This is a genomic window from Bacillus sp. ISL-55 (assembly GCF_018613155.1).
In the GTDB taxonomy this organism is placed as follows: domain Bacteria; phylum Bacillota; class Bacilli; order Bacillales; family Cytobacillaceae; genus Mesobacillus.
On sequence record NZ_JAGGQU010000021.1, the window covers coordinates 160,558 to 176,447 of the forward strand.

General features: G+C 37.8%; 13 protein-coding genes. 4 read left to right on the forward strand and 9 right to left on the reverse strand.

The annotated features are described in order from the left end of the window. Positions 1 to 41: 41 nt before the first annotated feature. The 4 genes from J7E32_RS11755 to J7E32_RS11770 form a co-directional block, all read right to left on the reverse strand. Complete coding sequence (locus tag J7E32_RS11755) at positions 42 to 881, reverse strand: DegV family protein (protein WP_214907449.1); 840 nt, start codon at positions 879 to 881, stop codon at positions 42 to 44. 549 nt (positions 882 to 1,430) lie between these two features. After that, on the reverse strand, positions 1,431 to 1,592 hold the full coding sequence (sda, locus tag J7E32_RS11760; protein WP_353654039.1) for a sporulation histidine kinase inhibitor Sda: 162 nt from the start codon (positions 1,590 to 1,592) through the stop codon (positions 1,431 to 1,433). Between the two features lie 156 nt (positions 1,593 to 1,748). After that, the gene (locus tag J7E32_RS11765) at positions 1,749 to 2,432 is read right to left on the reverse strand and encodes a response regulator (RefSeq protein ID WP_214907451.1); all 684 of its coding nucleotides are present in this window, start codon (positions 2,430 to 2,432) and stop codon (positions 1,749 to 1,751) included. Between the two features lie 56 nt (positions 2,433 to 2,488). After that, positions 2,489 to 3,631: a sensor histidine kinase gene (locus J7E32_RS11770; protein ID WP_214907454.1), complete on the reverse strand. Its 1,143-nt coding sequence runs from the start codon at positions 3,629 to 3,631 to the stop codon at positions 2,489 to 2,491. A 408-nt stretch (positions 3,632 to 4,039) separates the two neighbouring features. Between J7E32_RS11770 and J7E32_RS11775 the strand changes: the two genes are divergently transcribed. From J7E32_RS11775 to J7E32_RS11785, 3 genes are all read left to right on the forward strand, one after another. Further along, entirely contained in the window at positions 4,040 to 4,675 is a 636-nt protein-coding gene (locus tag J7E32_RS11775; RefSeq protein ID WP_214907527.1) for a YigZ family protein, read from the forward strand. A gap of 189 nt (positions 4,676 to 4,864) precedes the next feature. Continuing rightward, a complete protein-coding gene (locus J7E32_RS11780) occupies positions 4,865 to 6,922 on the forward strand; it encodes a cell wall-binding repeat-containing protein (RefSeq protein WP_214907456.1) in 2,058 nt (685 codons plus the stop codon). 176 nt (positions 6,923 to 7,098) lie between these two features. Beyond that, positions 7,099 to 8,151: an LCP family protein gene (locus J7E32_RS11785; protein ID WP_214907458.1), complete on the forward strand. Its 1,053-nt coding sequence runs from the start codon at positions 7,099 to 7,101 to the stop codon at positions 8,149 to 8,151. A gap of 85 nt (positions 8,152 to 8,236) precedes the next feature. Here the strand turns inward: J7E32_RS11785 and J7E32_RS11790 are convergent, their stop codons facing one another. The 5 genes from J7E32_RS11790 to J7E32_RS11810 form a co-directional block, all read right to left on the reverse strand. Next, entirely contained in the window at positions 8,237 to 9,304 is a 1,068-nt protein-coding gene (locus tag J7E32_RS11790; RefSeq protein WP_214907460.1) for a glycosyltransferase family 4 protein, read from the reverse strand. Between the two features lie 132 nt (positions 9,305 to 9,436). Continuing rightward, complete coding sequence (locus tag J7E32_RS11795) at positions 9,437 to 10,540, reverse strand: glycosyltransferase family 4 protein (RefSeq protein ID WP_214907462.1); 1,104 nt, start codon at positions 10,538 to 10,540, stop codon at positions 9,437 to 9,439. Continuing rightward, entirely contained in the window at positions 10,537 to 11,271 is a 735-nt protein-coding gene (locus J7E32_RS11800) for a WecB/TagA/CpsF family glycosyltransferase (RefSeq protein WP_353654040.1), read from the reverse strand. Before J7E32_RS11800 ends, J7E32_RS11795 begins: the two co-directional genes overlap by 4 nt. A gap of 31 nt (positions 11,272 to 11,302) precedes the next feature. Next, positions 11,303 to 12,835, reverse strand: a complete 1,533-nt coding sequence (murJ, locus tag J7E32_RS11805; protein ID WP_214907464.1) for a murein biosynthesis integral membrane protein MurJ — start codon at positions 12,833 to 12,835, stop codon at positions 11,303 to 11,305. A 27-nt stretch (positions 12,836 to 12,862) separates the two neighbouring features. Beyond that, a complete protein-coding gene (locus tag J7E32_RS11810) occupies positions 12,863 to 14,146 on the reverse strand; it encodes a glycosyltransferase family protein (protein WP_214907466.1) in 1,284 nt (427 codons plus the stop codon). A 254-nt stretch (positions 14,147 to 14,400) separates the two neighbouring features. Between J7E32_RS11810 and J7E32_RS11815 the strand changes: the two genes are divergently transcribed. Further along, positions 14,401 to 15,765, forward strand: coding sequence for an O-antigen ligase family protein (locus J7E32_RS11815; RefSeq protein WP_214907468.1), 1,365 nt, complete (start codon positions 14,401 to 14,403; stop codon positions 15,763 to 15,765). Positions 15,766 to 15,890 lie beyond the last annotated feature (125 nt).

Consider the following 15,890-nt stretch of genomic DNA (forward strand, 5'->3'; position numbering starts at 1 on the left):
GATCTGGCGCTTCATCATTGTTGTAAGAACTTTTCCGTAAATTACTTTTTGTACCAGCCCATCCCCATCGAACCCTCTCCAAGATGGGTTCCGATGACCGGACCGAAATAGCTGAGCATGAATTCAACATTCGGGAACTGAGCTTCTAGCTCACTTTTCCATTCAAGTGCTTCTGCTTCACGATTAGCATGGATGACGACCGCCCTGTATTTACCGCCGCTGTTCGCATCTTCCGCTAGCAATTCGACAACACGGTTCATTGCTTTTTTACGCGTACGGACCTTCTCATACGGAACAATTTTCTTGTCCTCAAAGTGAAGCAAAGGCTTCACCTGCAACAGGCTCCCAATCAACGCCTGGGCACTGGACAATCTTCCACCACGTTGTAAATGGCTTAAATCATCCACCATGAAGTAAGCACGGATGGATTTTTTCACTTCATTCAAGCGCTCGATGATTTTCTCAGGTTCAACACCCTGCTCTGCCAACTCTGCTGCTTCAAGAGCATAGAACCCCTGGACCATTGCGCTGATTTCAGAATCAAATGGATATACTTTTATACCCTCTACCATTTCACCAGCGCTCACCGCACCCTGGTACGTGCCGCTAATACCACTGGACAAATGGATACTGATGACTGAATCGTAATCCTTGGCCAATTTCTCAAAAAGCTCAACGAACTCGCCAATTGGAGGCATCGACGTTGTCGGAAGCTCCCTATGCTTCACTTCTTCATAAAACTCTTCAGCGCTGATGTCTATTTCTTCTCTATATGTCTCATGATCAAAAATCACGCTTAACGGAATCATGTGGATATTCCATTTCTCCCGCAATTCCTTCGGGATGTACGCAGTGCTATCCGTGATAACTGCCGTTTTCATTATTATATTACCATCCTTATGTTTTTCTCTACAGTTTGTACAATCCCATTTTATATGAACTTAATACAAATTGCATGTTTTCTTAAAAAGTATTTTGTAAAGGGTGTTCACATTCTAGTTGAGGCAAGAAATGGACGGCTTGATTTTAAGGAGTCGTAACGAAATTTACTGTTATTTATTTTTGTACTATGTTTTTTCAATTTTCAATAAAGCGACAACTGGTAGTCCTACGCAGAGTAAAAACTAACTAAACCAATCAGCACAAAAAGTAGCATGAAAGAGATTATTGTAATAAGAGTGAGTTTCATCCACATCGTCAAAATTTCACACCCCGATTCAAATTTTTTTAATTCAAGCAATGTTATTACAATAGAAGAAAAACAATCAAAATTCCCATAACTCGCCGACAAGAATTTGAATTGTTTTTCTTAGAATTTACACTTCAGTTCGGGTTAAAGACTCCTCCTAATAAGAAAATTATAGTAAAAGCAGTCCTTACACTGGCTATAAAAGAAAAACGCTGGCAATCGATTGCGCAGCGTCACAAATTTAAGAAACATATGAATTGATTCTAATCTCAAGCCCTCTGGTATCTATTTCTTCTATTAGCATTTCAATAAAGTTTTCATCTAGATTCAACAGAGTAGCCTGTTGGTATGCTTCGATTAATTTTTCATCTGAGAGTTCCCAAAGTAAAGAAATTGTGACCACCCCTTCTGCATTTACTTTTCGTTTTCCTAATTATATCGGATATTATTAAGTTTTTGTAAATGAATAGGAGATTTTCTGTCGTATTTTTCCAACATATTCATACAGAAATCGACAAAAAACCACATCTGTCGATTCGACAAATGTGGTTTCTTAAGATTATCTTACCTCTACCCAGCCGTTCTTGATCGCTACGACCACTGCCTGGGTACGGTCATTTACATTCATTTTTTGCAGGATGTTACTTACGTGGTTTTTAACTGTCTTTTCACTGATGAACAGTGCTTCGCCAATCCCTCTGTTGCTCTTGCCATCTGCAAGTAGCTGGAGGACTTCGCATTCGCGGCGTGTCAGCAGGTGAAGCGGCCGGCGAATTTCGACCGGTGATATGTACTTATCTGGGCCGCCTTCATCAGCAGATAATCGACGGTATTCTTTAACCAGATTGTGCGTAACTCGCGGATGCAGGTAAGACCCGCCATCTGCCACGACTTTAACTGCTTCAACCAGTGCATCGGCATCCATTTCTTTCAATAGGTAGCCTGTAGCTCCAGTTTTTAGTGCGTGAGTGACATAGTTTTCATCATCGTGGATGGATAGGATAATGACTTTTGATTCAGGATACTGTTCAATTAATCCAGATGTTGCTTCCACACCATTCGTGTTAGGCATATTGATATCCATAATGACTACGTCAGGCTGGTGCTGTTCAACGAGCGAAATAGCTTCACTGCCGTCGTCTCCTTCTGCAACCACTTCGAATGATGGTTCAAAATCCAGGATCCGTTTTACCCCTTCTCTGAATAGTTGATGGTCGTCAATAATGACAATCTTTGTTGTCATAACATTCGCCTCCCTTACGGCTTCTATCTCTATTTTTCTCTATATTTTATTATTGTTTATAAATTCATCGGAATTTGGATGATGACCAGCGTTCCAGTGCCAATTTTTGAATGAATCGTCAGCTCACCTTCCAGTAGTTCAACTCTTTCCCTGATTCCAAGCAGTCCAAATGATTCTGGTTTGCTTTCATTAATATCAAAACCTTTGCCATCATCTTTTATGACAGCCATGAGGTGGTCTCTCTTGATTTCCAGTTTCACTTGAACCGATAACGCTTCCGCATGTTTTAGTGCATTCTGTACCGATTCCTGGATGATCCGGAACAAGGCAACTTCATAGTTGGATGGCAGTCTTCTGTCTTCACCGATATTAGTGAATTGAATTCTGGTTGTCTTATGATACTCTTCGATTGTCTGCAAGTACTTTTTGAGGGTAGGGACCAGGCCGAGATCGTCAAGTGCCATTGGCCTTAAATCATAAATGATTCTTCTGACTTCATACAAGGCAGAACGGACCATCTTTTTCATGCTCCTGATTTCCTGGATTGCCTCCTCTGCTCCTCGTTCCTTATAAACCCTTTCAATCAAATCGGAGCGCATCATGACGTTAGCCATCATCTGAGCCGGGCCATCATGAATTTCACGGGAAAGTCTTTTCCGCTCATCTTCCTGGGCTTCGATGATCTTCAGCCCGAAGTCCTGCTTTTGCTTCGCTGTTTCAAGCGCTTCACCCATTTGGCGGATATCGCTCATCATATAGTTCATAACGACTGAAATTTGCGAAACAAGATGTTCAGCGCGTTCGATCGTTTCATTTAAACCTACGAGCCTTCGCTCAAGGTCATCGCGTTTTTCCCGCAACTGCTTTTCCGATTGTCTATTCATAGTCAGGTCCATCTGAAGCTTATGAGCCACTTCATATGCCTCACGAACCTGCGCTTCGGAATAGTCTTTAAAATGCTTACTTACTTCCGATAGCCGCAGCCTCGCCCTCCTAACCTGGGCATCCAGCTTGTCGCCATCATTGATGATTTGGGCGACCTTCCTCTTAATCTCTTTTAATTCGTCGGTGATAGACTCATAATCCGTCCGGCACTGTTCGCCTATTCGGAAGATTTCGTCTTTGCTGTCTCCAACGGTTTCGATCATTTTTTCTAAAATCAGATCGAGGGCTTTCGTGTCGAATTTTTTAATCGCCATGTAAAACTCCCCCAAGGGCGGCACTAAAGTTATTTTAACTTGAAAACTAATTTGTTACTAATTTTCAACAAGAAAATCATGCCATTTTTGCCGAAAATCGATACAAAGACACAGAATTGATTTTCGATTCTAAGTCTTATATCCTATTATTTTAGGAGTTAAACTCCAATTTTAAAATAAAAACATTTTTCCAAAAGTAATTCAGGCCTTGTCAGACCACTAACTATTATAACATTCAAACCCATTTTCAGTATTAAAGTTATATTACAATCATAAGACACCATTGTCCCCCGATTGCCGTCAACTTATAATGAATTGTAGCACTAAGTACCATTGTCGAACATAAAAACGATGTCGAAGATTTAATAGATGAAGTTGGGAAATTTTTCGATAGAGGGGGAGAAAGAATTGCTGCCAAGTTACCATACAGTAAAAGGATATGGAGAACATGAAATCGAGATCCAGAAATCCCGATTCATAGCATATATTGCACGAGCAGAAACTGAGGAAGAAGCACAGGAATTCATTCAGAAAATTAAAAAGCAGAACTGGAATGCGACTCACAATTGCTCGGCTTATATGATTGGTGAGAACGACCAGATCCAAAAAGCAAATGACGATGGAGAACCAAGCGGGACTGCTGGTGTACCAATTCTTGAAGTCCTCAAGAAGAGGCAACTAAAAGATACCGTCGTTGTCATTACCCGCTACTTTGGAGGCATTAAACTTGGAGCCGGCGGATTAATTCGGGCATACGGAAAAGCTACATCTGAAGGTCTGAGCTCAACAGGTATAGTAGAACGCAAGCTTATGAAGGTTATGCATACGACAATTGACTATACCATGCTTGGTAAAGTGGAAAATGAGCTTAGGTCTTCTTTATTTAAATTGAAGGAAATTCACTATCTGGACAAAGTGAAAATTGAGACATATGTTGAAGAGGCTCAAACAGCTACCTTCCAAGAATGGATGACAGACCTGACGAGCGGACAGTCTCATATACAAGAAGGACAAACAGTTTACCTGGAAGAATCAATAAACTAACACACTCTCATAGTTCAATAGCACTAAAAAATTCCAAAGGGATTCCAATCAGGAATCCTTTTTTACATCTCATTTCCAAATAACTATACATTTATATCTAAAATCCATTAAATCCCTTGTAAACGTTGCCGATAATAAGCAGGTCAAACGACTTGCTAAAAGGTAATTACTTCAAGGAGGTTTACACCAGTGCAAAAAAAAATTGCTTCAATTTTATTTCTTATGGTTTTATGGATTCTGTTAGCTACTAATGTCACTGCCCAGGAAAACAATGTTTTGAGAATTCAAGGTAAAAATCGGTACGACACAGCTATAGAAATCTCAAAATCTACTTTTCCGGAGGGAACGGATACTGTTGTACTTGTGACAGGAACTGATTTTCCTGACGCATTATCTGGGGCACCATTAGCATTTATGTATAATGCCCCCATATTAACGACCACACAAGGAAAGTTAATAGATCAGACAGCAAATGAAATAAAGAGATTAGGTGCTGAAAAAGCGATTATACTCGGTGGTACTTCAGCCATATCAACAGAAGTTGTCAATGGACTAAAAGCATTGGGCTTGCAGGTTGAGAGAATTGCAGGAAAAAACAGATATGAGACTTCAGCTCTGATTGCTGATAGAATCCCTTCTGACACTGCTATTTTAGCCAATGGCCAGAACTTTCCCGACGCACTGGCAACTGCACCTTATGCAGCAAAGAACAGTTATCCAATTCTTCTTACAAGGTCTGATAAGCTCCCATTAGAGATACACAGACAAATGCGAGCAATGACGATAATTGCTGGCGGCCAGCAGGCAGTAAATGACTCTATATTGAAGCCTTTCCCAGAAACGATTCGTATCAGTGGCAAGAATCGATACGAAACGAATCTCCGAATTGTACATTACTTTGATAAAGATATTCAAACTGCCTATATTGCGACCGGTAATCATTTTGCTGACGCTTTAACTGGTTCAATATTGGCTTCAGTCCATGGCGAACCAATTGTATTAGTGAATACAGATATCCCCTTAAGCGCACAGTTATTTTTCAAAAAACTTAACACTCAGTATTTCAATATTCTAGGAGGACAGAACGCAATTGGCCCTATGGCTGAAAAGGCACTCTTGGAATTGCAGTCCAAAACATTTTTTTCACTAGAGAATCCATTAAATTTTTCTGATTTGAATTCAGAGATAAATGATGCTGGCATTTTGTATCCGGATGTTATCTTCTCTGGTGAAGATTCAGAAGAAGATATTGTTGTTCCCTATGGAAATTCAAAGATAAAAATAGATAATAGTATGGCAATATCGAATATGGATTTTGAGCAAATCTTTATGGTGAAAAATCTAGAGAACAATCCGGGGAATACAGACATAACCATCCTTTTAGACAAAGAGGACGTCAATATCTTTGACAGAAGTCTTAACACACCACTTGTTACATTAAAAAAAGGACAACGCTTACCGATCTCTGCTGAGACCAACGACAGTTTTATAATCAATATCGGTGGCTTCAACGGATATATCAGAAAACAAGATGTTTCTTTGGATAATGGGATTCCAATACTTATGTACCATCACATCCTGAAAGATGAAGAAAATAAAATCTTTCGAAACGTGTCCACTACCATAACTGATTTAGAGTTTGAAAGCCAAATGAAGTATCTATTCGATAATGAATATATTCCAGTCACTCTAGGAACACTGGAAAGTTATTTAGATAAAAGAAGCAACCTTCCATCGAATGCTGTGGTTATTACTTTTGACGATGGTCTGAAGTCTGTTTATAAATATGCATTTCCAGTATTGAATCAATACGATTTCCGGGCTTCGGAATTCATGATAACCAGTAAAATATATGATTCCCCACAAGAATTCCATCCAGATGGGCTACAATATATTTCACTTCCAGAAATGAATGAAATGAAGGAAGTATTCGAATTCCATAGTCATACGGATGACCTTCATCAATATAATACAGAAAAGAAGAGTTATTTAGTCATTCAGCCTGAAAGCTTTGTCGAAGCAGATCTTCTGCTCAGCAAATCAAAGTTGGATTCTTCTTACTTTGCATACCCATTTGGGCAGTACAATGAAAATACGATTAGCCTACTGAGAAAACTTGAGTATAGAATGGCATTCACAACGAAACTAGGCAAGGTAAAAATTGGTGATGATAAGTTCCAGCTCAATAGGATAGCTATATTACCCGGAATGACACTTTCAACCTTTGCGTCAAAAATAAAGAACTAAAAATCATGTAACTTTTCCCCCATCTTTTCGTCAATACAATTGGTGGCTCACAAGCGTAATATTTTCAAATGTTTCAATTTAAAAATTCAATTTACCTCTTTCTAAAATAGTAGTAAAATGGAATTTGGTGCTGAAGATTCGCACTAGGACATTTATAAATAAAAGGAGATTGTCATATGTCTTATAACGACCGACGCTCGTTTAAAGTGGAGAGAGTAAGGAAGAAGCGACGGAGAATATTTTATTGGATCGTTCTCCCAACAATCGTTCTTCTTCTCAGCACCGCATCTTACGGAGCGTTCTTATATAATAAAGCACAATCCGTCATTTCTGATTCATATAAGCCTCTGGACCGTGATTCTAAGCGTGAAAAAAGAGTAGATCCCAATATAGACAATATATCTATTTTGTTTGTAGGGGTAGATGACAGTGAAACAAGAAAATTCTCAGAGGGTTCCAGAACGGACGCCTTAATGTTAGCCACATTTAATGAAAAAGAAAAGTCAGTTAAGTTAGTAAGTATCCCTCGTGATTCCTATGTTCATATTCCTGAAAAGGACGTCTATACGAAGATTAACCATGCACATTCGTACGGTGGAGTAAAATTAACTATTGAAACAGTCGAAGAATTTTTGAACATTCCGGTTGATTACTATGTGAAATTAAATTTCAATGCGTTTATTGATGTTGTCGATGCATTAAATGGAATTAAGGTTGATGTGCCATATGCCTTTTCAGAGCAAGATTCCGAAGATAATGCGGATGCAATCAGTCTGAAAGCTGGATACCAAAAGCTTGATGGAGAAGAGGCACTGGCACTCGCCAGGACAAGAAAACTTGATAATGATATTGAACGCGGCAAAAGACAGCAAGAAATTTTCAAAGCAATATTTAAAAAAGCTGCTTCTGCTTCATCAATAACAAGTTATTCAAATGTTATTGAAGCAGTTGGTGATAATATGACTACTAACCTGACATTCAGTGAAATGAAGTCTTTCACAGACTATGCATTAGCATTAGATAACTTAAATATTGAAACGCTAAATATCGCTGGGAAAGATGCCATGATCAAAGGTGTTTATTATTATGAGCCGGACGAAGATTCAGTAGAAGAAATCAGGTCTGTTCTCCGAAATCACCTGGCGATTGAAAGTTACAATAACACAAATGATAATACTCTTACAAAAGCAACTGATAGCGATGAATTTATGTCAGAGGATACTAATTAACCAAAAGACCCAATTAACATTAATTGGGTCTTATTTTATTATTACATTAAACGAACAACAAAAAAAGCAGCCCATTGGCTGCTTTTTAATATTTATCCTTAGCATTTACAGGTTTTAATCCCTTAAAGAATTTAATCAATGGTTTATAATCTTCCCTGACTAATCCGATTTTCTCAACAATAACCTCAATCACAATAATCAATGTGGTCAGTATGATAACCGAACCCCATACAGTGGATTGTGAAAAAATAAACGCGGTTAAGCCAAAAATTGCACTCATTGCATAAATTAACAAAACTGTTTGTCGATGAGAATAACCCGTTCTTAATAAACAATGATGTAAATGGGACTTATCAGGTGCTGATAACGGCTGTTTATTAACCAGTCGTCTAACGATTGCAAAGAACGTATCTGAAATTGGCACTCCTAAGATAATAATCGGAATGATCAAGGATAGAACAGTAACTCCCTTGAACCCTAATAATGAAAGTACACCAATTATATATCCTAAAAACAGTGCGCCTGTATCTCCCATGAAGATTTTTGCTGGGTGGAAGTTATAAAATAGGAAACCGATGGACGAAGCTGCCACGATAAGGGCAATCATCATTACGTATGGATTCCCCATTACAACCGCCATGCCGGCTATAGAAAGCAAAGCTATAGTGGAAACTCCTGCAGCTAAACCATCAAGGCCGTCAATAAGATTGATTGCATTTGTAATACCAATGATCCAAATCATTGTAATTGGGTAGCTCATAATACCAAAGTTGAGCTGACCACCGCCGAACGGTAAATTTATGAACTCAACATTCAAATCTCCCCAAACTACAACAATCAAAGCAGCAAGAATCTGACCTGTTAATTTCACTTTTGGTGAAATTTCCTTAATATCATCAATGAAACCTGTAAATACTATTATGAAGCTGCCAATAATGAGCGGCCAATAGTACTTTATATCAGGTGATATCAAAAAAATACCGATTAAAAAGCTAATGTAGATAGCTAAGCCACCAAGGCGTGGCATGATATTTTGATGGACCTTTCTATAATTGGGCTTATCCGTCGCTCCAATTTTAATTGCGAATTTTTTCACTAATGGTGTGAGGAGTATTGCCGCGAAAAAGCTTATCAATAATGTTAAGTAAAACATACAGCCCCTCCGTAATAGTTATCATGTCCAATGATGTATTTGAAAATCCATGGTAACTTTTTGATAAAAGGTACCTTAATTAATCCTTCCTGATTATAGCACAGTCAATAGTTTAATAAAATTATATTTTTATTACAAAGATTGATAGGCTTGATAGACACTATCAGCAAAGGATTGAAGCGAAAAGTTTTCAGACGCAAATGTGTTAAAGTGTGTTCCCATGATCTGTAAATCGCCTGTCTCCTTTAATTTAATAGCTTTGAAGATAGCATTTGCAACGGAATCTTCATCATCAACCGGAACAATAAAACCCATCTTACTGTCTGGGATCATTTCATGTACTCCTCCAACATCCGTAGTGATCACTGGTACGTTTTCCCTTGCTGACTCCAGTAAAACCAACGGAAAACTTTCAGTCCGTGAGGTGAGTAATGTTATGTCCGCTAATCGATAAAAATCTCTTACATTTTCCTTATAACCAAGAAAAATGACGTTTTTGTCCATATCCCTTGATTTAACCAGTTTTTCAATTTCCGGTTTTGTTTGTCCGTCCCCTAACAAAAGAAGCTTGACATTTGGATAAACATGTTTAACTTGTTCCACTGCTTTAAGAGCAATATCGTGCCGTTTCACCGGATCAAACCTGGCAACCATTAATAAGACGAAATCCGTTTGCAAAAGTTTCATATCTCCTCTTGAAACATTTCTCGAACTTATTAGACCCTCGTTAAAATCAATACCATTATAAATGGTTGTGATTTTACGGGAACTTACACCAAATCCCTCAACCATCTCTTTAAAACGAGTGGAAATGGCGAAAAAATGGTCTGCATTTCTCAATACCGCCAAATTTAGGCTTGTAAACATTTTTCCTTTAATTCCACGCCCAAGGAAATCATTTCTTGGATCGCTATGGACTGTAATTGCCCACTTCACATCTGTAAATTTACTTATAAAATAACCATATAGATTCGCTCGTGCACCATGTGTATGAATAATATCAATTTTTTGATCTTTAATGAAAGATATTAATTTTTTTATTACCGAAAAATCATACCGAGAGCTTTGTTCAAAAGTAAGAGTATTGATTCCCCGTTCTTTTGCCTTATAATAAAACTCTTTCTTTTCCAAAAGCCCAAGATAAATATCATCACTTTTTAACTGACTTAAGAGAGAGAGGATATGGATCATTCCCCCACCCGTCTCATTACCAGCATTAAGATGAAGAACCCTCATTGTTTATTGCTCCCTAGTTTTTTACTTATTACTTTTAAAACAAACAATGGTAAAACCAACATCCGCTTCCATCTGCTTGGCTGCTGGATCAGACGATAAAACCATTCCAGGTTAAGCCTTTGCCAAATTTCAGGTGCTCGCTTAACTGTGCCTGCCCATACATCAAAACTTCCGCCAACTCCCATAAATAATCCTTTGGAGAAGCTAGGCAGATTTTCTGATATCCACATCTCTTGTTTCGGGAAACCTAGAGCCACGAATACTAAATCTGGTTCAAGGCCAATTATCTCTTCTGTTATTTCATTTGTTTCCCAATCGAAGTATCCATCATGCCACCCAACAATCTCTAGCTGTGGATATTTCATTTTAATATTCTCCACAGCCTTGCTGACTACCTCATTTTTAGCTCCAAGTAAATAGACCTTCCAACCCTTGTCATTCCCTGATTTGAGCAGTTCATTCATTAAATCAAATCCAGGAATACGCTCAGGCAGAGGTCGTCCCAGTATTCTTGAACCAAGGATTACCCCGTACCCATCGGGAATTACATAGTCAGCTTGGTTTACTACATCTAAATACCGCTCATCCTTTTCCCCGTACATGACAATTTCAGGATTGGCCGTCACCACGAAGGTCTTCTCTGATTGAGCGACTCGGTTACTTAACTTTCCCACTAGTTCTTTCGCTAGCAAGGAATCAAACCTCATATTTAAAATGTTAATTTTATTCATTGTCATTTTCATCACTCGTCTCTTAATGCAATCACTTTTTAAAACGTTTCAAAGGTAAAAGAGTCATTAATTTTGCAAAGGCAGCAGGACTAAAAAATTTTAAAGCAACAAAATATACAATGATCCCCGTTATGCCATTTAAAATGATCAAAATTATATAAGAATTTATATACCTAACACTGAAATAATTAGTAACCGTCACAACTACAGCCATAATTGCCGTTGGTAAGATAAGTTTTCCGGCAGACCGGAAAAACTTTTGAGCTTCACCTTCATCAAAGTCTTTGTACATAATCTTCGATGTTAACACTAAAAATATTACTGCAATAATTGAACTTGAAAGCGCAGGGCCTAAATACCCTAGCCATTTTGCAAGGAAATAATTAGAGATCATATTGGAAGTAATTGTGACAAAACTTAACTTAAAAATCAGCTTTGTTTTTCCTTTCGCATAAAGAGCCTTCAACACAATTATTTGCAACCCTTGCGTGACGATAAGTGGCAAGTAGAATAATAAAGCTAAATAAGTGTTGATTGTATCAGCTGAAGTGAATGCTCCTCTTTCAAAAATAAAGCCAATCACTGATTTCCCCAATATTGCAAGCCCTGCGGTAAGCGGGAGTAACAACACGGCTGACATCTGAAGCCCTAACAAAACCGTTTCCTGAAATTTGGCTTTCACCTTAACATTTTCAGAAAGCAGTGTAAAAACAATCGCGATGATTGTCGTTCCAAGAATGGCATTCGGTATACTTACAATCAGGGACGCGTTATTTAAATAAGTAACAGCTCCCTCAATTGTGTTAGACGCAAATATACGGTCCACGGTTACATTGATTTGCCCCAGTACCGCACTCAGAATTGCCGGAAGAAACAAGCTCAAAAAGGTAATCCTGAATTCTTTCTCCAACGAAAATACTGGCATCCATTTAAATCCATACTTTTTCAGGTAAACTACTTGGACAACGATGCCGAGAAATATTCCTGTGACAAAACCATATGCCAGGCTATCGATTCCCCATATATTAGAAAAAGCAAGAGCAAAAAATGCCCCAGTAAGAGTTCCAAATATCCTCGAAACTTGCGCAGGTATAAAACTGCGGTATGCCTGTAAATAGGATTCAAGCATCCCATTAACAGTAATCATAAATAAAAATAACACAAAAAATTGTGATAGACGAATGGCGATTACCTCTGTTTCCGGATGCATTTCCTGGAAAACATTAAATACAAGTGGAATCAGGTATGGAACCATAAAATATATAATAGAAGAAAACGCAAGGATAATGACCAGCACGATATTTAATAGGGCGTTCGCATTTCGAAGACTGCCCTCCTCATCTTCCTGCTTATTCTTAATGAATAAAGGCAGAAATACACTATTAAAACCCTCAGAGGTCATTAATACAAAAAGAGTAATAACAGAAAAGGCAATAATGTATCCGTCTGTTTCAGCGGATGCCCCGAATTGCTTAGCAATAATCCCTTCCCTTAGGAAACCAGAGAACTTAAGGAACAAGGAAAGAATCAGGGCAATGATCCCAGCTTTTTTTAAATTTGACATATTAAATCCTTTCAAGGCAAACAATATTTAGTCCAGCAGTTTGTCCTCTATAAACTCGAATCTTTTTTCCCATGTAGATTTAGCGAGAAAAGCTTCTAAATCAGCATTCTTATCCTCGCCGGTCATAAGTTGTTGGTAAGCTTTCTCAACAGCGGCTTTGAATTCTCCTGATTGATCAGCATGTGTAACATGCGGGTAGGTTCCAATATGAGGAATCCCACTTGAAACAGTAGGAAGCCCAAAGTATAGATACTCATAAATTTTTATAGGATCTACAGCTTGCGAAAGGGCACTCTTTTTAAATGGTATAAGACCAACATGCCATTTTTTCACATGCGCTGACAATTCACTTGGATGGACTTTTCCATAATACCGGACATTCTCATAGCTCTTGAGCTCTTTTTCAAGCCGCTCTGGAATACCATATCCGATAAGATGGATAAAAAACTTATCCTCTTTGATCATTTCAATCAGAATGTCCCAATCAAGCCAGGAATCTGTTAAATGCCCAAAATAACCAGTGTGGATCCGGCCATCTTCTGCAGGCGTTTTTAACGCTATATCTTTCTCACCGGAAAGCTTTTCACTAAATCCATTACCAACTACGTAAATATCTTCTCTTATATAGTTGAATTTTTCGCTTAAAGGCTTTGAGACAGCAAAGACCAAACCAGCCTGTTTTGTTATCTCCTCTTCTATCTTCTTATTATACCAAGGGGCATGTCCAACTTTATAAAATTCTTCCCATTCATCCATAATATCGTATACAACTTTATAGCCCATTTGATGAAAGGTTGGGAACAAATTTAAAAATGCTTTTGCAGGGAATGTGACAAAGAAAGAGTTTTCCCCTTTCAATTTCAATGCATCCAACGCTGGCATTGTGGCAATGAATGGATATAAAGGTACCTGGTAAATATTTTCATAAACGTTCTGGTAGCTCTTCTCAAGCTTCTCTGAAGATTGCCATTGCCAAACTACGTATAAGACAGCATAGTCATTCTCACTGTAGTATTTCGCAAGGTTTATCGTCCTTTGGTTATAAACCTCTTCAAATTCCATTGCTGAAGTTATTACAACAAGGCCCTTTAACTTTTTATCCAGAATGAGGTCGTTAAGGTTTTTATATACTCCATTCATCGAGTCCGTTTCTTCCTGGCTTATCTTAATATTAGAGGAGTATTTTGCGTCAAATCTTCCTTTTATAGTTAGAAGAGTATTCTTAACCCCAGTTTTACGTATGGAATTATAAACCTTGCCCGCACCTATAGATAATTGCTTTAATTTATACATCATAGCAGCATACTCCATTTCTAAATAGACTAAGACTTCAACAGTCAATTATAGTTTATTGTAATAGCATTGACAAATCAGGACTATAATCGACAACTTGCATCTATTTTCTATTTACCCTATTGTTTAAATGTTGTATTCTGTTTTAAGGGAAAGTTTAGGTCCATCATTTTAGTTAAATTATACAATGTTTCTAATCAGAAATGTTTTTACTTTTCTATTGAATAAAAAAGAAAAATCTTAATTGAAGCATTACAGAAGGGAGTTATCCAATGAGTATCCTTACAATATTATTTGCTGTAGCCGGCCTTGCTTTAGCTTTTTTTAAGCCAAAATGGGGCATCTTTTCAATTATCTTATTTTACACCATCCGCCCACTTGTCTCCGAGTTCATTCCCGAGGTCAAGGTTTTCAGCGACGGAATCCTCCTTGGCGGTTTACTATATGTTTTGGTGGCTTACAGAAAAAGACTGAAAGAACTATTTAAGTTCCACTTATTCGAATATGCTTTCTTTACATTCCTGCTAATTGGTTCGGTTTCAGCTCTTATTACAGGTGTTGCTCCAATAGCCATTATTTTTCAATTACGAGCATTTTTACTAGGATATTTAGTTTATTTTATCGCAAAGCGCATTAATTTTACCAAAGAAGATTTTAAAACATTTCTTTATGTACTTTTCTGGTGGGCTATCGTCTTTACCATCCATGGTTTCATTGAGAAATTGTCATTAAGGCAGTTGTTACTTCCAGAAAACTGGAGGTTAATGGAACTTTCTGAAACAAATAAAATCAGGATTTACGGGATTCTTGGAAATCCAAACGTTCTAGGTTTGTTCATGATGATAGTATTTTTCTTAACTTACTTCTACCGTGAGTATTTGAAGAACATCCCTGCGAAAATGATTTGGGTCGGCCTGGTCCTATTCGAGACTATATTTATTCTTACTTTTTCAAGAGGAGCAACGATCGGTATAATTGTCTTCCTAATCATTTATATCGCTTATAAACGGGATTTCTCTTTCATGAAAAATATGCTGATCCTGACAGCTGCTTCTTTAATTCTTTCATTTGCAGTAGTACAGGCAACAGATTTAATTGACTATCCAGTAACAGAGGAATCTGATGCAAGCAAGAAGGAACGAAATAAGAAAAACAATGAGGCAGTTTCAAGATTTAAAGATGCTTTTTCATCTGAAAATGTCAATATGAGCAGCCAAGATGGCCGAGTATTCTACATTTTCAAAGGTTTTGAGATCTTTAAAGAACACCCTATTATCGGGACAGGATTTGCAACATACGGTGATTCCGCTACCCAAACTTTCTCATCACCTATTTACAAACAATATGGCATTGAAAATAGTATCTTTTATTCGGATAACCAGTACATCCAAATCATTGTTGGAACAGGAGCTTTAGGCGTCATTACTTTTGCCGTATTCTTGCTGTCCCTCACTTATTTTGTATGGAAAAAGCGTAAAGAAACACCATTATTCCCATTACTGTTCTTTTTCCTTGCTGGTTTCTATGTCCATGGTTTTTACTACAACATCTGGGAAAATTATGTATATGTTTTATTCTTTTACTTTATCTTGGCTCTACATGAGATTTGGGCTAAAGACAACCAAGAATATAATTGAACCCACAAGAATGGATAGAGTGTACACTCTATCCATTTCTCTTTTCTTGAGTCATTGACAGCTGAGTGATAATCTAAGAATAAAACTATTTTTTCTCCCGCTTAGGGAACACATTCCGGAGGTAG